This is a genomic window from Streptomyces sp. HUAS MS02, from assembly GCF_055702265.1.
Map to the genome: position 1 here is coordinate 5723687 of NZ_CM146747.1, position 22213 is coordinate 5745899.

General features: G+C 73.2%; 16 protein-coding genes and 1 tRNA gene. 11 read left to right on the forward strand and 6 right to left on the reverse strand.

The annotated features are described in order from the left end of the window. Positions 1 to 7: 7 nt before the first annotated feature. Positions 8 to 583: a 5-formyltetrahydrofolate cyclo-ligase gene (locus tag ACZ9QC_RS24735; protein ID WP_472915123.1), complete on the reverse strand. Its 576-nt coding sequence runs from the start codon at positions 581 to 583 to the stop codon at positions 8 to 10. A gap of 133 nt (positions 584 to 716) precedes the next feature. On the opposite strand from ACZ9QC_RS24735, the gene galU reads away from it, so the two are divergent. The 7 genes from galU (at position 717) to ACZ9QC_RS24770 (ending at position 6553) form a co-directional block, all read left to right on the forward strand. Further along, positions 717 to 1619: a UTP--glucose-1-phosphate uridylyltransferase GalU gene (galU, locus tag ACZ9QC_RS24740; protein WP_472915124.1), complete on the forward strand. Its 903-nt coding sequence runs from the start codon at positions 717 to 719 to the stop codon at positions 1617 to 1619. Between the two features lie 5 nt (positions 1620 to 1624). After that, positions 1625 to 2947 (forward strand): molybdotransferase-like divisome protein Glp, encoded by a 1323-nt coding sequence (gene glp, locus ACZ9QC_RS24745; protein WP_472915125.1) that lies wholly within the window; start codon positions 1625 to 1627, stop codon positions 2945 to 2947. Positions 2948 to 3031: 84 nt separating this feature from the next. Beyond that, positions 3032 to 3514, forward strand: a complete 483-nt coding sequence (gene moaC, locus ACZ9QC_RS24750) for a cyclic pyranopterin monophosphate synthase MoaC (RefSeq protein WP_329900540.1) — start codon at positions 3032 to 3034, stop codon at positions 3512 to 3514. Then, positions 3511 to 4092 carry a MogA/MoaB family molybdenum cofactor biosynthesis protein gene (locus tag ACZ9QC_RS24755; RefSeq protein WP_472915126.1) on the forward strand — a complete coding sequence of 194 codons (582 nt, stop codon included), beginning with the start codon at positions 3511 to 3513 and terminating at the stop codon, positions 4090 to 4092. Before moaC ends, ACZ9QC_RS24755 begins: the two co-directional genes overlap by 4 nt. Before the next feature lie 59 nt (positions 4093 to 4151). Then, entirely contained in the window at positions 4152 to 4751 is a 600-nt protein-coding gene (locus ACZ9QC_RS24760; protein ID WP_472921795.1) for a GNAT family N-acetyltransferase, read from the forward strand. A gap of 209 nt (positions 4752 to 4960) precedes the next feature. Then, positions 4961 to 6331, forward strand: coding sequence for a divisome protein SepX/GlpR (sepX, locus tag ACZ9QC_RS24765; RefSeq protein WP_472915127.1), 1371 nt, complete (start codon positions 4961 to 4963; stop codon positions 6329 to 6331). Positions 6332 to 6479: 148 nt separating this feature from the next. Continuing rightward, positions 6480 to 6553: transfer RNA gene (locus tag ACZ9QC_RS24770), tRNA-Ala, on the forward strand. A gap of 49 nt (positions 6554 to 6602) precedes the next feature. Here ACZ9QC_RS24770 and ACZ9QC_RS24775 read toward each other — a convergent pair. Further along, positions 6603 to 7559, reverse strand: coding sequence for a hypothetical protein (locus ACZ9QC_RS24775; protein ID WP_472915128.1), 957 nt, complete (start codon positions 7557 to 7559; stop codon positions 6603 to 6605). A 1-nt stretch (position 7560) separates the two neighbouring features. Further along, positions 7561 to 7956: a hypothetical protein gene (locus ACZ9QC_RS24780; protein ID WP_472915129.1), complete on the reverse strand. Its 396-nt coding sequence runs from the start codon at positions 7954 to 7956 to the stop codon at positions 7561 to 7563. Positions 7957 to 8100: 144 nt separating this feature from the next. Here ACZ9QC_RS24780 and ACZ9QC_RS24785 point away from each other — a divergent pair, with 144 nt between their 5' ends. Then, positions 8101 to 12741, forward strand: coding sequence for a CHAT domain-containing protein (locus ACZ9QC_RS24785; protein ID WP_472915130.1), 4641 nt, complete (start codon positions 8101 to 8103; stop codon positions 12739 to 12741). A 183-nt stretch (positions 12742 to 12924) separates the two neighbouring features. On the opposite strand, the gene ACZ9QC_RS24790 is transcribed toward ACZ9QC_RS24785, so the two are convergent. Beyond that, on the reverse strand, positions 12925 to 13407 hold the full coding sequence (locus tag ACZ9QC_RS24790; protein WP_217177882.1) for a GNAT family N-acetyltransferase: 483 nt from the start codon (positions 13405 to 13407) through the stop codon (positions 12925 to 12927). A 74-nt stretch (positions 13408 to 13481) separates the two neighbouring features. On the opposite strand from ACZ9QC_RS24790, the gene ACZ9QC_RS24795 reads away from it, so the two are divergent. Further along, entirely contained in the window at positions 13482 to 14285 is an 804-nt protein-coding gene (locus ACZ9QC_RS24795; RefSeq protein ID WP_472915131.1) for an exodeoxyribonuclease III, read from the forward strand. 157 nt (positions 14286 to 14442) lie between these two features. Further along, on the forward strand, positions 14443 to 16734 hold the full coding sequence (locus ACZ9QC_RS24800; protein ID WP_472915132.1) for an ATP-binding protein: 2292 nt from the start codon (positions 14443 to 14445) through the stop codon (positions 16732 to 16734). A 174-nt stretch (positions 16735 to 16908) separates the two neighbouring features. On the opposite strand, the gene ACZ9QC_RS24805 is transcribed toward ACZ9QC_RS24800, so the two are convergent. Next, positions 16909 to 17286 (reverse strand): hypothetical protein, encoded by a 378-nt coding sequence (locus ACZ9QC_RS24805; RefSeq protein ID WP_472915133.1) that lies wholly within the window; start codon positions 17284 to 17286, stop codon positions 16909 to 16911. After that, positions 17283 to 18554: a hypothetical protein gene (locus tag ACZ9QC_RS24810; RefSeq protein ID WP_472915134.1), complete on the reverse strand. Its 1272-nt coding sequence runs from the start codon at positions 18552 to 18554 to the stop codon at positions 17283 to 17285. The genes ACZ9QC_RS24805 and ACZ9QC_RS24810 overlap by 4 nt, the downstream gene beginning before the upstream one ends. A 323-nt stretch (positions 18555 to 18877) precedes the next feature. Here ACZ9QC_RS24810 and ACZ9QC_RS24815 point away from each other — a divergent pair, with 323 nt between their 5' ends. Next, positions 18878 to 22087 (forward strand): AfsR/SARP family transcriptional regulator, encoded by a 3210-nt coding sequence (locus ACZ9QC_RS24815; protein WP_472915135.1) that lies wholly within the window; start codon positions 18878 to 18880, stop codon positions 22085 to 22087. Positions 22088 to 22213: the final 126 nt, after the last annotated feature.

The following is a 22213-nucleotide window of genomic DNA, read 5'->3' on the forward strand; positions in this document are numbered from 1 at the left end:
GGAACTGTCATGTGAAGCGCCGTACGCCCGACGGCGTCACCACCGCGTGCACCGGGCGGTCGTGCTCCTCCTCCGGCACCCGGTCGACCACCTCCGTGTCGTACAGCAGGACCACCAGCGCCGGGTCGGCGCCCGCGCGGTCCAGACGGGCCAGGACGCGGTCGTAGGAGCCGCCGCCCCGGCCCAGACGCATCCCGCGCCCGTCGACCGCCAGGCCCGGGAGCAGGACGACGTCGGCGTCGGTCACGGCGTCCGGACCGAGCCGCTCGCCGGCGGGTTCGAGGAGCTCCATGCGGCCGCCGTGCCGCACGCGCGCGAGCGAGGTCTCTCCCTCGTAGACGCCCCAGTCCAGGTCGTTGTCGGGCAGCAGCACCGGAAGCAGGACGCGCACGCCCCGAGCGCGGAGCGCGTCGAGGAGCGCGAGGGTGCCCGGTTCACTCCCTACGGACACATACGCCGCCACCGTGCGCGCCTGCGCCAGTTCGGGCAGATCCAGGGCCCGGTCGGCAAGGGCACCCGTCGTTTTCCGGACGTCATCCGCCGTCAACCCACTCCTCACCAGGAGGAGCTCTCGACGCAACATTCGCTTGGAAAGCTCCGGTTCAGGTCCCATCCGGCCCACAGGTGACTCCAGTATTCTTCGTAATCGGCTCATATGAGAACGAATTCAGCGGAGCCACAGATTCCCCACAAAGGCACCGGATATGGTTCCGCCCATGAGTGAGGCGAACCCCAGGATCAGCAAGGCTGTCATTCCCGCGGCGGGTCTGGGAACCCGGTTCCTGCCGGCCACCAAAGCGACTCCCAAGGAGATGCTGCCGGTGGTGGACAAGCCGGCGATCCAGTACGTGGTGGAGGAGGCCGCGGCGGCGGGACTCGACGACGTGCTGATGATCACCGGCCGCAACAAGCGCCCCCTCGAGGACCACTTCGACCGTAACCACGAGCTGGAGTCCGCCCTCCAGAAGAAGAACGACGCCCACCGGCTCGCCAAGGTCCAGGAGTCCAGTGACCTCGCGACCATCCACTACGTCCGCCAGGGCGACCCCAAGGGCCTCGGCCACGCCGTGCTGTGCGCCGCTCCGCACGTCGGCGAGGAACCCTTCGCGGTCCTCCTCGGGGACGACCTGATCGACCCCCGCGACCCGCTGCTGCAGCGCATGGTCGAGGTCCAGGAGCAGAACGGCGGCAGCGTGATCGCCCTCATGGAGGTCGCGCCGGAGCAGATCCACCTCTACGGCTGCGCGGCCGTCGAGGCCACCGAGGACGGCGACGTCGTCAAGGTCACGGGCATGATCGAGAAGCCCGACCCGGCCGACGCCCCCTCGAACTACGCGATCATCGGCCGCTACGTCCTCGCCCCGCAGATCTTCGACGTCCTGCGCCAGACCGAACCGGGCCGCGGCGGCGAGATCCAGCTCACCGACGCCCTCCAGCAGCTCGCCGCGGACGAGAAGGTCGGCGGCCCCGTGCACGGAGTCGTCTTCAAGGGCCGCCGCTATGACACCGGAGACCGTGGCGACTACCTGCGTGCCATTGTCAGACTCGCGTGCGAACGTGAAGACCTGGGCCCGGACTTCCGGACCTGGCTTCGCAGTTACGTAGCCGAGGAGATGTAGCCACATTGAGCACCGCCGCGACCCGCACCACCGGCCGGGACCACCTCTGGTCGGTGACCGAGCACCTGGAGGACATCCTCGCCACCGTCCGCCCCCTGGACCCCATCGAGCTGCAACTCCTCGACGCCCAGGGCTGCGTCCTGGTCGAGGACGTCACGGTGCCGGTGTCACTGCCGCCGTTCGACAACAGCTCCATGGACGGGTACGCGGTGCGGGTCGCGGACGTCGCGGGCGCGAGCGAGGAGTTCCCCGCCGTGCTCACGGTGATCGGCGACGTCGCGGCGGGCCAGGCCGAACAGCCCCGGGTGGGCCCGGGGGAGGCCGCCCGCATCATGACCGGCGCCCCCCTGCCGCCCGGCGCCGAGGCGGTCGTCCCCGTCGAGTGGACCGACGGCGGCCTCGGCGAGGGCCCCGTCTCCGGGATGCGCGCCCGCAGCGCGAACCCCGAGGGTGCCACCGGCCAGGTCGCCGTGCACCGCGCCGCCGAGGCACGTGCGCACGTGCGCGCGGAGGGCAGCGACGTCAAGGCCGGCGAACGCGCCCTGGCGGCCGGCACCGTCCTCGGCCCGCCCCAGCTCGGCCTGCTCGCCGCCATCGGCCGCGCCTCCGTGCACGTACGCCCGCGCCCGCGCGTGGTGGTGCTCTCCACCGGCAGCGAACTGATCCCGCCCGGCGAGACCCTGGCCACCGGCCAGATCTACGACTCCAACAGCTTCGCCCTCACCGCCGCCGCCCGGGACGCGGGCGCCATCGCCTACCGCGTCGGCGCCGTCGCCGACGACGCCGAGACCCTCCGCTCCACCATCGAGGACCAACTCGTCCGCGCCGACCTGGTGGTCACCACCGGCGGGGTCAGCGTCGGCGCGTACGACGTCGTCAAGGAAGCCCTGGAGTCCGTCGGCGACGAGGACGAGGAAGGCGCCGGCATCGACTTCCGCAAGCTCGCCATGCAGCCCGGCAAGCCGCAGGGCTTCGGCACCATCGGCCCCGACCACACCCCCCTGCTCGCCCTCCCCGGCAACCCGGTGTCGTCGTACGTCTCCTTCGAACTCTTCGTCCGGCCCGCCATCCGCACCCTGATGGGCCTCGACGACGTCCACCGGCCGACGACCACGGCGACCCTGCGGGCTCCCAAGGCCCTGACCTCGCCCGCGGGCCGCCGGCAGTACCTGCGCGGGACGTACACCGACGGCGAGGTCACCCCCGTGGGAGGTGCCGGATCGCACCTCGTCGCCGCCCTCGCGCACGCCGACGCGCTGATCGTGATCCCCGAGGACACCGAGTCGGTCGAGCCCGGTACGGAGGTCGAGGTCGTCCTGCTCGGCTGAACCGTCGAGGGTGGCGTACCGTGTCGCGCACAACAGGCCGCGCGCCGCACCGCGACGGGCCCCGACCGGGAGCGCCACACCACCATGAGTACGCCGCAGGACCGACTGACCCACATCGACGAGGCGGGCGCCGCCCGCATGGTCGACGTCTCCGGGAAGGACGTGACCGCGCGCACCGCCCGCGCCAGCGGCCGGGTCCTGGTCTCGCCGGCGGTGGTGGAACTGCTGCGCGGCGAGGGGGTGCCCAAGGGCGACGCCCTCGCCACCGCGCGCATCGCCGGAATCATGGGCGCCAAACGCACCCCCGACCTGATCCCGCTCTGCCACCCCCTGGCGGTCTCGGGCGTCAAGGTCGACCTGGCGGTCGCGGACGACGCCGTCGAGATCCTCGCCACCGTGAAGACCACCGACCGCACGGGCGTCGAGATGGAGGCCCTCACCGCGGTCTCCGTCGCCGCCCTCACCGTGATCGACATGGTGAAGGCGGTCGACAAGGGCGCGGTCATCACGGACGTCCGCGTCGAGGAGAAGACGGGCGGCAAGTCGGGCGACTGGAGCCGGGCATGACGGCCCCTGCGGAGCCGCCGCTCGGGGGCGCCCTCACCGCGCCGTACGCCGCCCTGGTCGTGACCGCCTCCAACCGGGCCGCCGCCGGGGTCTACGAGGACCGGGGCGGGCCCCTGATCGCCGAGGGGCTCCGGGCGTTCGGCTTCGCCGTCGACGGCCCCCAGGTCGTGCCCGACGGCGACCCGGTCGAGGCCGCGCTGCGGGCAGGCGTCGACGCCGGCTACGACGTGATCGTGACGACCGGCGGGACCGGCATCTCGCCGACCGACCGCACCCCCGAGGCCACCCGCGCGGTCCTCGACCGCGAGGTCCCCGGCATCGCCGAGGCGATCAGGGCGTACGGCCGGGACAAGGTGCCCACGGCCGCGCTCTCCCGGGGCCTCGCCGGAGTCGCGCGCGGCACGCTGATCGTCAACCTGCCGGGCTCGACCGGCGGAGTACGGGACGGCCTGGCCGTCCTGGAGCCCCTGCTGACCCATGCCGTCGACCAGATCCGCGGCGGCGACCACAAGAGGCCGGCCACCGGCGGCTCACCGGCCGAGGAGGACCCCTCCAGACCCCGTGGGGGTGCGAGCTGAACAGTCCATCCTGGCCCGTGGTGCTGGTGGACGGCGATGTCGTCCTCCGGCCCATAAGGATGCGCGACCAGCGGGTCTGGCGCGAGGTCAACCGGCGCAACCGGGACTGGCTGCGGCCCTGGGAGGCGACCATCCCGCCCCCCACGCCCAGCGGGCCGATCGCGCACCGGCCGACGTACCGTCAGATGGTCCGCCATCTGCGGTCGGAGGCGAACGCGGGCCGGATGCTGCCGTTCGTGATCGAGTACCAGGGGCGGCTGGTGGGGCAGTTGACGGTCGCCGGGATCACCTGGGGCTCCATGTGCTCCGGCCATGTCGGCTACTGGGTCGACGAGTCGGTCGCCGGGCGGGGGGTGATGCCGACGGCGGTCGCGCTCGTCGCCGACCACTGCTTCCGGACCGTCGGTCTGCACCGCATCGAGGTCTGTATTCGTCCCGAGAATCGGCCCAGCCGACGGGTCGTGGAGAAACTCGGATTCCGTGAGGAAGGCCTTCGTCCACGATATCTTCACATCGACGGTGCCTGGCGCGACCACCTCGTCTTCGCGCTGACCGCCGAAGAGGTGCCCGAGGGTCTGCTCGGCCGCTGGCAGCGGGAACGCGCGCGGAACGCGCGGAACGCGGGTTCCGACGCCGGCAAGCCAGGCCATCCGCAATAAATGAAATACGTGTTCGAACAATGGTGGGGCGGCGACCGGGCGACGATCAGGTTGAACGACTCGGTGCGTTCTCGGCACGTTAATTTCGTGCTCTCGATGGCCCGCTGATCGGATCGGTCACAAAAAAAGCTCGAAATATCAGCCAGATCGTGCGACACACCGGCTCAATTGGCGGATGGCCTCACGCAAACCCCTCTACCGTGTGAGGCGTGAGCAGCAGCGGCCTCATCTACGCAGTCATCGTCGGGGCCTGGGCCGCCTACTTGGTGCCGATGTGGCTCCGTAGGCAGGACGAGCTGAACGAAGCCCGTCCGACGGAACGCTTCAGCACCGCCATCCGGCTGCTTTCCGGCCGGGCGGGGATGGAGCGCCGATACGCCAGGGACCGGGCGCGCTCCACCGAAGAGGGGGAGCCCAGCGCCGAACCGGACGGCGTCACCGACTCGGTGGACGTCCGGGCCTTCGCCATGCCCCCGCTCCGGGAGCACACGAAGGCACAACTGCCGGTGGAGCGGGGTGAGTCACCGCAGGCCGGTCAGCAGCCGCAGCAACCGGGGAAACCGGCGACGCAGGCGCCCGCGCAGGTGCACGCGAAGCCGGTGCCGCAGCAGGGCGGTGCGCCGGCGGCCCAGCAAGCGGCGGCCGCCAAGCAAGGAGCGGGCAAGCAGGCGACGGGCAAGCAGGGGGCGGCCCAAGTGCCCGCTCCCGCGCGGTCGAAGCGGTCGGCCAAGCAGACGGCGGGCGCACGCCGGGGCGAGACGGCGGAGGCCAAGGCGCGGGCCCAGCGCTTGAAGGTGCTCGCGCGCCGACGGCGTACGACCGTGATGCTCTTCCTCGCCTTCACGCTCGGCGCGGTCGTCGCGGCGGTCGGCGGACTCGCCTTCCTGTGGGCGCCGGGGGTGCCCGCGGTACTGCTGAGCACCTACATCGCGCATCTGCGGCACCAGGAGCGGAAGCGGTTCGCGTACACCATGGACCGGCAGCAGGCCGAGGCGGCGGCGCAGCGACTGCGGGAGCGGCAGCCCCAGCGGCGGCGCCCCGCGCCGGACCAGGTCGACACCGACGAGCCGGAGGACGGACCCGAGAGCGAGGAGACCCGGGCCGACCTGAGCGCGCTCGCGGCCGACCGGCGGGCCCTCGTCGAGCAGACCGACCACGCCGAGTGGGTCGACCAGCAGCGCGAGCGCCAGCGGCGCCCCGGTCAGGGCGACAGCTGGGACCCGGTCCCGGTGCCGCTCCCGACCTACGTCACCGCGCCGGTCGCACCCCGGGCCACGTCCGGGGTCGACCTCGGCGCCCCGGACGCGTGGAGCTCAGCGCGCTCCAGCGCGGCCGACCCGCACGGCTCGTCGGGCGCCCCCGCGAACTCCCCGAGCGCCTCCGGGCGCGCGCCGGAGGGGGGCGAGGGCGGCGAGGGGAACGCGGAGGCCGCCGGCCCGGGTGAGGCGGCCGACGCACCCGACGGCGGCCGCTCCGACGCACGGCGGGCAGCGTCCGCACGCCGCTCCCGGGAGCGGGGGCGCACCCCGCTCTTCGACCAGTACGAGGACGGCGACCGGCCGCGCGCGGCCAACGAGTGACCTCCGGCCTCCGGCTCCCGCCCCTCCCGCTGACCAGCCACGAGCCGCCCGTGAGCCGCCCACGCGCCGCCCCCGGGCGGCTCCCCGGCCGCCCGGGAACGGATTTCCAAGCACCGCGATGGGGATGCTAGAGTTTCACTCGTTGCAAGGGCCTGTGGCGCAGTCCGGTAGCGCACCTCGTTCGCATCGAGGGGGCCAGGGGTTCAAATCCCCTCAGGTCCACGCATCACAGAGGCTCGCTCCCCATCGGGGAGCGAGCCTCTGGTCGTTTTCAGGGGGTGGGTGAGGGCGGGTCACGGCGGGCCGTGGGGCGGCCCTCGGCGAGATGGGCCGTGAGGTCCGTGCCCTGCCGTCGGGTGAAGGGGCCGTCGTTCTCCAGGCCCAAGTGGCGGGCCAGGTCGCCGACATGAAGGCGCGTCGCGGCCTCCACCAGCGTGGCGTACGCGTCGGTGGTGGCACGGAAGCGGTGCCAGGCCGTGGTCATGATCGCGGCGGAGAGCAGAGCACCCGGCCACCACACGACGGCGACGCAGAGGTACAGCAGCGCCCAGCCGGCCAGCGTGGTGGCCCGCTGCATCGCGTCCCGGGCCGCGGTGATCTCCGCCCGTGTGGTGTCGGGAGCGTGCAGCCACAGAAGCGGCCAGACGGCCGCCACCTCCACCCCGAGTTGCGCGCCCAACCGCGCGTCGACCGCGTCGAGACGATCCCCCGGCCCCGTCGGGCGGACCGGGCGGGTCTCGGCGATGCGGCGCAGCCGATGACTGGCGACCGCCGTGCGCAGGCCCGTGCCCGCCGGACCGCTCGCGTCCCCCAGGACGTGGTCCTCCGCCGCGCTCCTCGCGACCCGCTCGCGGCGCTCGTCGTACCGGCGCTGTCGGCGGGCGATGAGCCGGAGGATTGCCGGATGCGCGTGCTCGGGCCAGTTCGGCCAGTCGGCCGCCAGCCACACGCGCTCGACCAGCGAACCCAGAGCCTGTGCGGCGAGCCCACAGGCCGCGGCAGTGAGCAGGAACACGGAGAGCAGGAGGAACAGTCTCGCGGCGGACCCCGTCGACTGCGTGGTGTGGGCGTCGAGACGGTCCGGCAGGGTCGCCACGTCGTACCAGCGCGCATGGCCCAGCAATCGTCCCGCGGCCAGGACACCGAGGAAGAGGGCTCCGGGGAGGACGAGGAGGGAGAGCCACCGCTCGGCGAGCTTCTTTCCCAGTTCGCTCAGGAAACCGTTCACGTCAGACGCTCTTCGGCAGCAGGGGGGTGCCGTCGACACCGCACGCCTGGGGCGCGGCGGGGTCGGGCCACTGGTGGCGGGTGCAGCGCCGATGCGGGCAGAGCAGGACCGTCAAGGGACGTCCACCGCCGTCGATCCCCGCGATCTCCGTGCCCGGGCTCCGCGTACGGCCGTACAGGCCGCGGGCGTCGCCGCTCGCCTGGAGACGCTCGTGCAGAAGGCGAACGGCCGCGCCGACGTCCTGACCTTCCCGTACGGCGGCCAGCAGTTGGTCCACGGACGTGTCGTCCGTGCTCTGCCCCGCGCGCAACTGGTCGCGGATCTCCTCCACATGGGTGCAGAAGTACGCCAGCGCGTCGGCCGTGCGACGGGTCTTCCGGTCGGACAGGTCGGTCATGGAACCTCCGGTCGGCGTGCGGCCTCCCGCCGATCGGTGTCCCACCGCCGGTCGGTCGGGCCGCTCGGGAGGCGGTGTGACGATACCGAGGCTGCTCGGACAACTCCACCTGGGCGTTCGGCCGTTGCTCTACTCTCGGCGGACATGTGCACAGAGGGGGAGGCGCCCGCGCGGGATCGACGGCTGGCGTCCGCACGCAGGCTGCTGCGGCGGGGCAGGGGATCCGACGGCCTTTCGGAGGCATGGAGGGTGGAGGCACGGGCCGAGATCGCGGGCCTGCTGGAACTGCGCCGCGTCGACGGCGAGGACGTCGAGGTCAACTACCGTCTCGGCTGGGCGCTGTTGCTCCTGAACCTCGTGGAGACAGTGGAGGACGCCCAACTGGAGACCATGGCGGACTCCTTCGCGGTCTGTCTCCTGGCCGGTGTCGACGACCTGCCGTCCCGCCTCCTCTCCGGGATCGCGTCCGCTGCCGAGGGCCGGGCCGTCGCCCTGCTGCGGCGGACCCTCGCCGACGCCGATCCCGACCTGCTGGACGCCGCTGTCGTCCAGTGCCGCAGGGTGCTGGGAGCGACCCCGGCCGAGCACCCCGGCCGACCGCAGCGACTCGCCAACCTGGGGGTGGCCCTGCACACCCGTTTCGACCGGCAGCACACCCGCGCGGACCTCGACGAGGCACTGGCCCTGCACCGCGCCGCGACAGAAATGACCCCGGCGCAGGACCCGGAACTCACAGGCCGCCTCAACGGGCTCGCGGGAGTCCTGCGCGCCCGTCACGAGGTGACCGGCGATCTCGCCGACCTGGATGCCGCGGTCGACGCCATGCGCCGGGCGGCCGACTCCACCGCGGCCGACCCCGCGCACCACGCGATGTGCCTGTCCAACCTGGGACTGGCGTTACGGGACAGGTTCCGGGCGGGCGCGGACCCGGCGGACCTCGACGCGGCGCTCGACGCCGCCCGGCAGGCCTGGGAACGCACCGGCCCCGACGAGCCCTACCGCGGGGTACGGCTCAACAACCTGGGTGCCGCACTGCTGCTCCGGTGCCGCCAGGCCCGGGGCGAGGCCGCACTGCTGGAGACCGCCACCGGGGTACGGGCGGCAGCGGCCGCCGTCCCCTGGGGGCAGCCCTGGTTCAGCGCGGCCGCGAACGCCGTCCCGCAGGGGCCACCCGGAAGCCCCTCGCCCACCGCCACGCTCGAACTGTTCGCGCTCTGCTTCCTCTCCGGTCTCCACGAGCTCCCGACCGAGGTGGTGTCCGGCGTCGTGCTCATCGCCACCAACTACGCCACCGGCCTGACCATGCCGCTGTACCGCTCGTACGACCCGGATGCGCACGAGGGGGTCGTCTCGCTGTGGCGGCGCATCGTGGACCTCGCTCCGGCCGGTGACCCCCATCGGCACATCCCCCTCGCCAACCTCAGCTTCGTCATGCTGCTCCGCTATCAACGCACCGGAGCGAGCGCGGACCTCGGCTCGGCGCTCGACGCGGCACGACGGTCGGTGCGGGAGGCGCCGGTCGGACATCCCGACCAGGGCCGGGGGCTGAGCAACCTGGCTGTGGCCCTTCTGGAGCGGTTCCGGCGCGAGAACGAGGCGGAGGACCTGGACCTGGCCATCGATCTGACGAGGGAGGCCCTGGCGTACATCCCCGAGGGACACGGCAACCGGGCGCGGTGCCTCAGCGATCTGGGAGCCGCGCTGGCGCTGCGCTTCCAACAGCAGAACGACCCGGCGGACCTCGACGACTCCGTGGCGGCGCTGCGCGAGGCCACCCAGGGCGCCGCGGTCGATCCCCTGGGGCAGGGGATGGCCCTGGCCAACCTCGGTGAGGTGCTGGAGCGGCGCTATGTCGTCCGGGGAGACACCGCGGACCTCGACGAGGCCGTCGGTGTGCTGCGGGCGGCCGTCGAGGCGACCGCCGAGGGGCACGCGGCCCATGTCGGCTGCCTCGCCTCGCTCGGGGCCGTACTCCAGACCCGCTTCGCACGGCTGGGAGGTGTGTCCGACCTGGAGGAGGCGATCGGTGTCCTGCGGGAGGCCGTGGCCGTCGCGCCCCCGGGCTCGCCCGTACGGAACAGGTCGCTGCACAACCTGGCCGGCGCCCTGTACTCCCGGCTGGAGGCGCGTGGTGAGGCCGACCCGGACGAGATCGTGACGCTGACCCGGGAGGCGCTCGCCCACACGCCCGTCGACAGCGCCGAGCACGTGGCGCTGCTGGCCCTGCTGACGAACGCCCTCCGCAGCCGCTTCGAGCTCATCGGTGATCCCGCGGACCTCGCCGAGGCCGCGGAACTCGGCAGGACCATGACCCGCGCGGCCTCCGGCGGAGCACACCATGGCCTGGCGGCGCGGCTCTCGGCGGGGGCCGGCGCACTGCTGGTGCAGCAGCTGCGCACCTTCTCGGCGACGGATCTCGACGAGGCGATCACCGTGCTCCGTACGACGCTGGGCACGCTGGCCCCGGGACACGCGGAACGTCTGGTGGCCCTGCACAATCTCGCCCTGGCCCTGATGGCCAGATGCGCGCGGACCCTGTCCGCCGTGGACCTCGACGCGGCGATCGGCGCGCAGCGAGCCGCCCTGGAAGAGGCCGGCCCCGCGCACAGCCATCGACCCATGCTGTTGAACGCGCTCGGCACGATGCTGCAGGCCCGAAGTGCCCTCACCGGTGTCGTGGCCGACCTGTCCGAAGCGATCACGGTCTTCGGGTCGGCCGTCGAGGCGGCACCTCCCCATCATCCGACGCTGCATCTGATGGTCGCGAACCTGGGGAACAGCCTGCTGCTGAAGGCCGAGGTCACGGGGGATGCGGCCGATCTCGATGCCGCTGTCACCACCGCCCGCCTGGCGGTCGACGCCGCCCCCGCGGGCAGTACGCGGAGGTTCTGGAACGTGAGCGTTCTCGGCCGGGCGCTGCTGCACCGTCACCGACGGAACGGTCGGGCCTCGGACCTGGACGAGGCGGTGACTGTGCTGCGCTCCGCCCACCGTGACAGCGGGCACGGTCACCCGGTCCAGCAGATCGCGCTCTCCGCGCTGGCGGAAGCCCTGCACCTGCGATCCGTGCGCTCCGGGAGCGCTGACGATTTCGAGGAGGCGGTGCGCCTGTACGAGGACTGCGCGGCACTCGCGACGGCGTCGGCGGGGATGCGGGTGATCGCCGCGGTCAAGGGCGGCAGACTCGTGGCAGGCTCCGACCCGGCAAGGGCGGCGGACCTGTACGAGGCCGCCGTGCACCAGCTCCCGTATCTGGCGCCGCGCCAACTGCACCGCAGCGAACAGCAGTTCATGCTCGGACGGTTCGAGAGCATGGCGGCGGACGCGGCCGCCGCGGCGCTCGACGACACCACCAGGCCGCCCGGAGAACGCGCCCTGCGCGCGCTGCGGCTGCTGGAGACGGGCCGGGGGGTGATGCTGAGCCAGGCGCTCGACACCTTCGGCGACGTCTCCCGCCTGCGGCGGCGTTCGCCGGAACTCGCCGGCCGCTACGAGGCGTTGCGGGACCTGCTCGACCTGCCGGAAGGGGGTACGGACGCGTTGACCGGGCTCACCACGGGCGTGGGGCCGGACGGCGTTCCCGTCACCGGCGATCGACACCGGCTCGTCGCCGACCTCGCCGAGGTGCTCGCCGAGATCCGGCGGCTGGACGGGTTCGGCGGGTTCGGGCTGCCGCCCTCCACGGAGGAACTCCTCATGGAGGCCCGGGAGGGCGCGATCGTCGTCCTCAACGTCGGCTCGCTGCGCAGTGACGCGCTGCTGCTCACCGGCGCGGGGGTCACCGCCGTGCCCCTGCCCCGGCTCACCCCGGAGGTGGCGGCGGAGGCGGCGGACGCCTTTCGGGTCGCCACGCACGACGCGACGGAGGCCCCGGACGAGGCCGAACGCCGTATGGCGCAGGGCCAGTTGTCGGAAGTTCTGGGCCTGCTGTGGGACACCGTCGCCGAGCCCGTGCTCACGGCTCTCGGTCATGACAGGGCGCCCGAGGACGGTGTTCCGCCACGCGTGTGGTGGGTGCCCTGCGGGCCGCTGAGCTCGTTGCCGATCCACGCGGCGGGCCGCCACGACGTCCCCGGCGCGGCCGTGCTCGACCGGGTCGTCTCCTCGTACACCCCCACTGTCCGCGCCCTCCACCACGCTCGGCGGCCGCTTCCCGGGGACGGCGTGACCGCTCGGACCCTGGTGGTGGCCATGCCCACGACACCCGGGCACGCGCCGCTCGACTGGGCGCTGGACGAGGTCGACGTGCTCCAGGAGCACTTCCCGGACCGGGTGGTCCTCGGTGGCGCGGACGGGCCGCCGACGTGTGCGGCCGTACTGGAGCGGCTGTCGGGGTGTTCGATCGCCCACTTCGCCTGCCACGGCGCCGCCGACGCCGTGGATCCGTCACACAGCCTGGTGCTCCTCGAGGACCACGAGCGGGCGCCCCTCACGGTCGCCAGGCTGGCCACCGTGCGGCTCGATCACGCCCGACTGGCCTATCTCTCCGCGTGCCGCACGGCCGTCTCCCACGCCGAGTCCCTGCTGGACGAGGCCATTCATCTGACGACGGCCTTCCAACTGTCCGGGTTCCGCCACGTCATCGGCACCCTGTGGCCGGTCGTCGACGACACCGCGGTCGACGTCGCCGAGGCCTTCTACGCCGGCCTTCGTCCGCAGGGCGGCGCCGGGGCCCCGGATCCCGACCGGTCGGCGTACGCCCTGCACACCTCGGTGCGGGCGCTGCGGTCGCGACTGCCGGGGACGCCTTCCCTGTGGGCGTCACACATCCATGCCGGGGCCTGAGGCCGGGAGGGCCTTCGCCTCCGTCGGGGCGGTGTTCGGGTCCGCCGTGCGCGTCAGCCGGGTCGGCCGCCTCCGCGTGGGCCGTGATCGCCGCGTCCGTGATCGCGTCGACGTACGGCCGGCCGTTCACCTCGATGCAGGGGCCCGACACCCCGGTGGGCACCGGGATTCACGGGTCCGGGGTCAGGGGTGGAGCGGCTTGGCGAAGCAGAGGCTCAGCTCGTGGAAGCGGTAGTAGCCGAACTTGGCGCAGGGTTCGTAGCCGCTGGAGGTGTAGAGGGCCACGGCCTCGGGCTGCTTGGAGCCGGTCTCCAGGACCATGCGGGTGCGGCCGCCGGCGCGGGCGTCGGCCTCCAGTTCGCCCAGTATGCGGCGGGCCAGACCCAGGCCCCGGGCGCCGGGGGTGACGTACATACGCTTGATCTCGGCGTCCCCGTCCTGGTACCCCTCGTCATTGGTGTCCTGGGTGCGCCAGCCGCCCGTGGCGACGGGGCTGTCGTGCTCGTCGTAGGCGATCAGGTACAGCCCGGCCGGGGGGACGAAGTGCGCCGGGTCCATGGGGGTGGCGTCGCCCTCGTCGCCGTAGCGGACGCTGTACTCGGCCTGGACCTCGTCGTTCAGCTTGACGGCGTCGGGGTGGTCGAAGGGGACCCGGCGGATAATCATGTCAAGCATCGTACATCTATGCATGCGCATGCTCCATATCTGGACCTTGTCCAAGGTGCGGGTATCGTGCCCGGGTGCTGACTGTGACCTCTGTGAATGTGAACGGGCTGCGGGCCGCCGCGAAGAAGGGCTTCGTGGAGTGGCTCGCCGGGACCTCCGCCGACGTGCTCTGCCTCCAGGAGGTGCGGGCCGAGCCGGAGCAACTCCCCGCCGGGGTGCGGCAGCCCGACGGGTGGCACGTGGTGCACGCCCCGGCCGCCGCCAAGGGGCGCGCGGGGGTGTCGCTGTACAGCCGTCGCGAGCCCGACCGGGTGCGGGTCGGCTTCGGATCGGCCGAGTTCGACGGCAGCGGCCGGTACGTCGAGGCCGATCTGCCCGGTGTCACCGTCGCCAGCCTCTACCTTCCCTCCGGCGAGGTCGGGACCGAGCGGCAGGACGAGAAGGTCCGGTTCATGGACGAGTTCCTCGCCTACCTGAAGGAACTGCGCGAGCGCGCGGCCGCCGACGGGCGCGAGGTCGTCGTCTGCGGCGACTGGAACATCGCCCACCGGCCCGCCGACCTCAAGAACTGGCGGGCGAACCAGAAGAACTCCGGGTTCCTGCCCGAGGAGCGGGAGTGGCTGGGGCGGGTCCTCGACGAGGCGGACGGGGCGTACGTCGATGTGCTGCGCGCCCTGTACCCCGACGTCGAGGGGCCCTACACCTGGTGGTCCTACCGGGGGCGGGCCTTCGACAACGACTCGGGATGGCGCATCGACCACCACGTGGCCACGGCCGGGCTCGCCGGCAAGGCGGTCAAGGGGCTGGTGGAGCGGGCCGCGAGCCATGACGAGCGGTGGTCGGACCATGCTCCGGTGACGGTCGTCTACGACCTCTGAGAGCTGCCCCGCCCGGTGACCGGGGTCCGAGGCGTGGCGGGCGAGCGACCGACATCACAGATCCTTGACACTCTGTGCCGCACTGCATCGGTTGTTCGATTGCTGTGCGGAAATACTCATCCCCAGGGGACGGTGCCTACCGGCCGGAGGGGGACACGTGCGGGGGCAGGGGCCAGGCGGCCACAACGAGCTGAGCGGCGTCGTGCACGGTCCCAGCGTGCAGGCCGCCGTCGTGTACGGCGGGGTCCAGGTCAGGACCGGTGACGCGGTCGCGCCGCGGCCGCGCGCCGCGGTTCCGTGGCAACTGCCGCCCGCGGTGCCGCTCACCGCTCGCACGGCCGAGGTCGAGCGACTGGAACACCACCGCGTCTCCGTGTCCCGCAGGGGCCATCCCGTCCTCGCCGCGGTGAGCGGACTGGGCGGGGTGGGCAAGACCGCGCTCACCCTCTCCTGGCTGCACGGGCTGCGGCCCGACTTCCCGGACGGCCAGTTGTACGCGGACCTGGGCGCCCAGTCGCCGTCCGGACCGGCCGATCCCGGCGAGGTGCTGAGCGGATTCCTGCGCGGCCTGGGTGTGCCGCCGCGACAGGTTCCCCACGAGCCGGAGGAACGGGCGGCGCTGTACCGGTCGTTGACCGCCGAGCGCGCGCTCGTGGTCCTCCTCGACGACGCGGCGACGGCGGCGCAGGTACGGCCGCTGCTGCCGGGCGGCCGCAACCTCACCGTCGTGACCGGTCGCCGGCGGATGTCCGGCCTGGCCCTCGAAGGCTGCTACCAGCTGCAGTTGGAGCCCCTCGCTCCGGAAGCGGCGCTGGAACTCCTCGCGGCGACGCTCGCCGACGACCGGGTGGCCACCCAGACCGACGACGCCCGAGCCCTCGTGCGGCTGTGCGCGGGGCTGCCGCTCGCCGTGCGGGTCGCGGGCGCACGGCTCGCCGCCCGGCCGGGCAGGCGGATCGGCACGATGGTGCGGGCCCTCGCCGCCGAGCAGGGCAGACTCGACGGGCTCGCCATCGAAGGAGATCACGGTGTGCGTGCCGCGCTGGATCTGTCGTACCGGGGCCTGCCCGAGACGTCGGCCCGGCTCTACCGGCTGCTCGGCGTGCACCCCGGACGCGAGTTCCAGAGCGCGGTCGCGACGGCGGTTCTGGCTCGCGGGTCCGCCGACGGCGCGTCGGGGTCCGCCGGCGCCACCGGGCCGGGACCCGTCGGCGCCAGCGGGCCGCCAGGCGCGGAGCGCGCGCTGGAGAACCTGTACGACGCCAATCTGCTGATCGACGTGGGCGAGGACCGCTACCGCTTCCACGACCTCGTCCGGCTGCACGCGGCCGAGAAAGCCGCGCAGGACGAGTCCGAGGCGGAACGGGCTGCCGCGTTCCGCCGGCTCGCGGACCACTATGTGGCCACCGCGACCCGGGCGGAGAAGGCCGTCGAGCCGTACCACCCCTTGCGGGAGCGGTTCTACGGCCTCGGTCCGGTGATCGAGGGCGACCCCGGGCCCGGACCACGGGCCGCACTGGATTGGCTCGAGCGGGAACTGCCCCAGCTGATGGCGGTGATCCGCCGTGCCAGGGCGGCGGGCGCGGCGGAGGCCTGCTGGCAGCTCGCCGATGCCATGGGGCCGCTCTTCGTCCGGCGTAAGCACTACGACGAGTGGCTCGCCGCGTACGAGGAGGGGCTGGTGGCGGCGCGCGAGGTGGGCGACACCCAGGCCGCGTGCCGGATGCTGACGTCCGGGGGCCAGGGCGCTCTGGGGAGCGGCGGGCACGGGCGGGCGCTGGAGATGTTCGAGGAGGCGGCCGGGCTGTTCGCCTCCATCGGCGACACGCTCGGCCACGCCCGTACGCTCAACTACCGAGGGCTGGCTCACCAGCGGCTGGGGCAACTGGACGAAGCGGCCGTACTGTTCGCGCGCGCGGCCGTCGAACTCCCCAGACACGGGGACGAACGCGCGGGCGGGCTCGCCCGGCTCAACGCCGCCGACGTCGACCTCGACCTCGGCCGTCCGGAGCGGGCCGCCGAAGCGGCCGCGGCCGCACGGGAGACGTTGCTGGCCGTGGACGACCCCTACAACGCCGCGCGGGCCGCCACGCTGCTCGGCCGGTCCGCCCTGCTTCGGGGCCGGCTCGACGAGGCGGAACGCCTGCTCTCCGGTGCGCTCGACGACCTGGGCGCCGTGGGGGCGGACTCCGAGACGGCCCGGGCGCTCGGTGCGCTGGGCGAGGTCGCCGAGCGCCGCGGCGAGCCCGCCCTCGCCCGGGAGCGCTACGGCCGGGCCCTCGCGCTGGCCACCGCGGCGGGGCAGTCGAGGCGGGCCGACGAACTGCGCGAACGGTTGAGGCTGTCGGCCGATTCCGGTGCCGATGCCGACGCTTCGGTCGACAGCGGTGCCGGTGCCGGTGCCTCGGCCGACTGCGACGCCGATGCCCAGGCCGACGCCGCCGGATGACCGGGGTGATCGGCGGGGCCGGCGGGGTGGGTGCTGCTGGGTGCTGCTGGATGACCCGGGGTGACCGTCCGGGCTGGTGCTGCCGGGTACCCTGCCTCGGTTGCCGGGCGCCCGGCGGCGTCGACGGCTGGGCACGGCGGTCGGGTCGGAGCCCGGTGGGGTGATGTGTGTAGTTCAGCCGGTGCCTGTCACCAGCCATGTGTGGGCCAGGGACGCCCAGACCGGCCAGGGGTGTACGGCCGCGTGTCGTTCGGTCAGGTGCAGCCGTAACGGTATGCGGCCGTGGGGGCCTACGCGCAGCCAGCACCTCCCGGTCCCGGTGTGCACCGCCACCACCGCCGTGCCCGGGTGGGCGGCGGCCAGCGCGTCGGCCGCGGCGTCTCCCCATCCCGGCGCCACCAGCACGTCGGCGAGGGCGGGCCAGGGCCAGGGGGCGGGCAGTTCCACCCGCAGGTGCTCGTCGACGAGCGCGGGCGGGCGGGCCGGTCCGGGCGGAATGATCCGGACGTACCGGCCCCACGGGCGCTGCGTCTCCTCTCCCGCCGTGTTCACGATCCGGCTCCGCCCGGCACGCCGTAGCGCACCAGGACCGGCGGCGGCGCCGCCTCCGCGGCGGGGCGGGCGACCGGCGCGCGCAGCCGCAGCTTCCGGTAGAGCAGCGCGCGCATCCGCCGGGCGAACCGGCCCGGTTCCGAACTGATCCGGGCCGCGACCCGCGCGTACCGGTCCGGGCGGTGGGCGACGGAGCTCTGCCGCAGCTGGCGGAGCAACGGCCGGCCCGTGTCGATCCACGGCACCAGCGAGCGCAGTTCCGCCATGGGCGAGGCGGGGTCGAGGTCGGTGTCCGGTGAGCCGGCGGCCAGCAGACGGGCGCCCGTCATCGTGCCGTACAGCGACACCGAGCCGTGGTCCCCGACGATGTAGTCGGCCGCGACGACGGCGCCGCACCACTCCGCGTGCTGGCTGACCAGCCCGATGCCGCAGCGGCTGAGGCCGGCGAACGCGCTGCGGATGTGCCATTCGCTGTGGGCGTTCCAGACGTTCGAGTGCAGCATGACGACGATGCGGAAGTCCTCCCGGGGGAGCTGGTCGGCCAGTTGCTCCAGCAGGTCCCAGTGCCGTCCGAGCAGGGACTCGGGGCCCCAGGTCGAGCAGACGAGGACGAGCTCCTGCCAGGGCGCCGCGCCGAGCGCGCGCCGGTACAGGTCCCGGGCGGGCAGGCTCGCCGCGACGCGGTCGTAGCAGGGGTCCCCGACCACCTCGGCCACGGGCAGGGCCTCGGGGCACTCCCGGCCCAGACGGGTGCGGTCGTCCTCGTGGGCCAGGACGATCGCCGCGGGCACCACCACTCCGTCGCGGACCAGCCACTGCCGGCCCAGCCCGTACACCTCGCGCATCGCGGGGAGGCGGCCAAGGCGGCCGCGACGGTCGTCGGGCACGGAGACGCGCTTGTTGTACGAGGCGCCGTGCGGCAGCACGATCACCGGGACGTTCAGTTCGTGCAGGCTCCCGTAGCTCGCGGTCAGCGCGAGGTCGAAGCGGGTGTGCACCGCCTGTCCCCACGGCACGACGAGGGCCCTGGTGTTCTCCAGGAACTCGTCCACGCCGTGGTTGAAGACGTCACCGGCCACCGTGAAGAGCACCTGCACCCGCGGGTCCCCCTCCAGCAGCCGGACCGCGTCCAGCAGCCGACGGGCGGAGGTCACGGTGTGGACCACCGCGAGCACCCGCTTGCGGATGCGGAAGGTCGCCCAGCGCTCGACATCCAGACGCAGGGGTACGGCAGGGCGCCGGTCGGCGTCCGGCATCAGCAGGCTCATCTGAACTCCCCCGTGAAGCAACAGAGTTGAGGTGCGGGCCGACAGCTCGTCGTCGGCCGCTGTAACTGCGTCTCCCCGGACGGGTGGACGGCCGGCTTGCAGAAAACTTGCACCTCGGGCGTGCGGGTCCGTCGGCGTGCTTCGTGCGCCCCTTCGCGCGACTGTGCGCCCTGCGTTGCACCTCTGTTCAGTCCGGCACGGTGGCGACAGTGAGACATCTGGTGGACAGATGTGCGATCCACCGGCCGCCCGTGCGGAGACCGCCGGTGCGAGGACAGCACGACCGAGGCACGCGCCTGGACGAAGCGAACCACCTGGGGGAAGTGGTGCACCTTCTTGCGCTCGGGCCGCTCGAACTGTGGCACGGGGGACGGCAGTACCCGCTCGGCTCGCTGAAGGAGCGGCGGGTGCTGGCGGTCCTGCTGTACGCCCAGGGTGATCCCGTCGCCGTCGATACGCTCGTCGAACGGGTCTGGGACGACGACGAGGTGCCCGTGACCGCCGTGGAGACGCTGCACTCCTATCTCTCCCGACTGCGCACCCGGCTGCGTCGCGCCGTCGGTGATCTGGCCGTGCTGGAGCGCCCGTCCCCGCGCCGCTACCGGCTGCGCGTCCGGCACGCGGACGACGTGGACTTCGTACGGCTGCAGCGGCTGCGTGACGAGGCCCGTGCGGCGGCCGGGCGCGGGGACCGGGAGTACGCCGTCGGTCTGCTGCACACCGCCGCGTCGCTGTGGCGGGGGGAGCCGTTCGCCGAGTTCACCGGCGACTGGGCCGCGTCCGCCCGGGCACGGCTGACCGAGGACCACCGCCGGGTGCGCGAGGAACGCATTCGGCTGGAACTGGAGCTGGGCCGTCACGCCGACCTCCTCGGCGAACTCCACGAACTGGTTTCCCTGAACCCGCTGGCCCAACAGGCGGTCACCGCCCTGATGCTGGCCCTGTACCGGTCCGGGCGGGACGGCGAGGCGCTGGCCCTGTACCGCACCACGCGCCGGCGGCTGAACGAGGAGCTCGGCATCGACCCCGGTACCGAACTCCAGGCACTGCAGCGGCGGATCCTCGGTCAGGACCCCGCCCTGCGGGAGCACCACGCGGCGGAGACCGAGCCCGGCACCGGCCGGGGGAGGGGCGCCCCGCAGGCGGCGGACCGTGCCGCCGGGCACCCGGGAAGCAGTCTGCCGCGGGACACCCGGGACTTCACCGGCCGCGCGAGCGAGCTGGGCATGCTGCTCGCCGGCCAGGGACCCGGTGGCAACGGGACCGCGCTGCCGGTCACCGTCGTGCACGGCATGCCCGGCGTCGGCAAGTCCGCGCTGATCGTGCACGCCGCGCACCGGATGCGCGAGCGCTATCCGGACGGCCAGTTCTACGTGGACCTGCGCGCCTACAGCGACCAACCGCCCCAGGATCCCGCGGACGCCCTGGCGTTCCTGCTGCACACCGTCGGAGTCCCCGATCCGCTGCCTGTCACCCTGGACGAGCGGGCCGCGCGCTGGCGTGAGTGGACCGCCCGCCACCGGGTCCTGGTGGTGCTCGACAACGCCCGGGACGCCGAGCAGATCCGCCCGCTGCTGCCCGGCTCGCCGGACTGCCGCGCGATCGTCGCCAGCCGTAACCGGCTCACCGAACTGGACGGCGCCACGCCGCTGTTGCTGGACGTGCTGTCCGTGACCGAGGCCGGTGCGCTCTTCGCCCGGATCGCGGGGGCGGCCCGGGTCTCCGACACCGCCGCGCTGCGCCGCGTCGTGGAACTGTGCGGCAGGCATCCGCTCACCCTGCAGCTGCACGCGAGCCGGTTCCGGCACCGGGACACCTGGGACCTGGAGTACGTCGCGGACCGGCTCGACGGGGCCGGCGACCGGCTGGAGGAGTTCGACGAACGGGTCGCGGCCGCGCTGGAGATGTCCTGCGCCGATCTGGACGCCTCGGCGCGCGGCCTGTTCCGCCGGCTCGCGCTGCACCCGGGCCCCGACATCACCCTGGAGGCGGCGATGGCGCTGTCCGGGGACGTCGATCCGGGCGCGGTGCGCCGCGCGGCCGAGACCCTGCTGGACCGCCACCTGCTGGACGAACCGGTCCGGGACCGCTATCAGCTCCACGATCTGGCCCGTGCGTTTGCCGGTCGCCTCGGCCGCCGGGAGGATCCGCGGCCCGAGCGGCGCGCGGCCCTGCGGCGGCTGCTGTCGTACTACCTCACGGCCGCCGACCGCGCGGACCGGCTCGCCCACCCGCGACGGCGCAGACGACCCGTCCCGAGGGAACTGATCGCACCGGTCACCCCCGGGTTCGCCGCGGAGCCGCCCACCGAGTCCGCCGCCGACGAGGCGTCGGTGTGGCTGACCGTGGAGCGAGGCAACCTGCTGGCGGTGGCACGTACGGCCGCGGCGGAGTTCCCCGAGTTCGCGGCGCTCTTCCCGCACGTCCTCGCGCACTCCCTGCAACGCTGGGGCACGCACGACATCACCGCCGAGCTGCAGGCGGCCGCGCTGACCGCGCTGCGCTCGGGCGAGGACCGGCCGGCCCTCGCCCGGACCCTGGTGGAGCGGGCGAGCGTCCTGGCCCGGGAGAACCACAACGCGGCTCTGGAGCACGCCACCGAGGCGTTGACCCTGTTCGAGGATCTCGGTGACCCCCGGGGCCGGGCCGACGCGCTGCTCGAGATAGGCCGTGCCCATCTCGGGGCGGGCCGCGGCGAGGCCTGTCTGCGGGAACTGGACCGGTGCCTCGTCCTCTACCGCGCCGTCGACGACCCGCACGGCATCGCCGCCACCCTCAATGTGCAGGGCACGGCGAGGGTGCATCGGGCGGAGTACGCCGAGGCGACGCACTGCTTCCGGACCATGCTCGGCATCAACCGGGAACTGCGTGACCGTCACGGTGAGGCCGTCGCATGGAACAACCTGGGGGACATCCGGCTCGCCCTCGGGCTCCCCGAGGAGGCCGGCTACCACTACGAGCACGCCCTCGTCCTGATGCGCGACATCGGAGGGAAGAAGGACCTCGCGATCCTCGACACCAATCTCGGTGCCGTGTACTCCGCCACCGGTCAGCCGGGTCGGGCGCTCGCCTGTTTCCGCCGGGCCCTGGCCAGTCATCGGGCGGGCGGGGACGCCATCGGTGAGGTCAACACCCTGATCTCGCTGGGCGAGACCTGTGCGGGTTCCGGTCGCACGAAGGATGCCCTGGACCACTTCGGCGCGGCGGAGAAGGTCGCCCGCCGCATCGACAATTCCTACGAGCGGCAGAGAGCGCTTCTCGGAATTGCTGACACGTATTACAGGGAGAGGCGGTGGGGCATCTCGCTGGAGACCTATCGGAAGGCACTTTCCATCGCGCACGAGCACAGTTATTCGTTGTGCTCGGCGCGGGCGCTGGCCGGTATTTCCCGGGTGAGCCTCCGAATGCACGACATCCCGTCCGCCCGAGCCCACGCGGAACGCGCGCTGGCGATGTACCGGAGGCTCGGGGCGGACGGGGAGGCGGCTGAACTGGGCCGCTTGTTCGACGACTGGGGGGCTACCGGCTCGTGAGAGCCGGTGGGGTCACCAGATGCATTCCGCGTACGCGGCCGTCATGTTCATGACGAAAAGGGCGGCGGTGGTGAAGCTGAGGGTGAGTACGCGGTTCACTTCTCTCCTGGTTCGAAAGTGGATCCG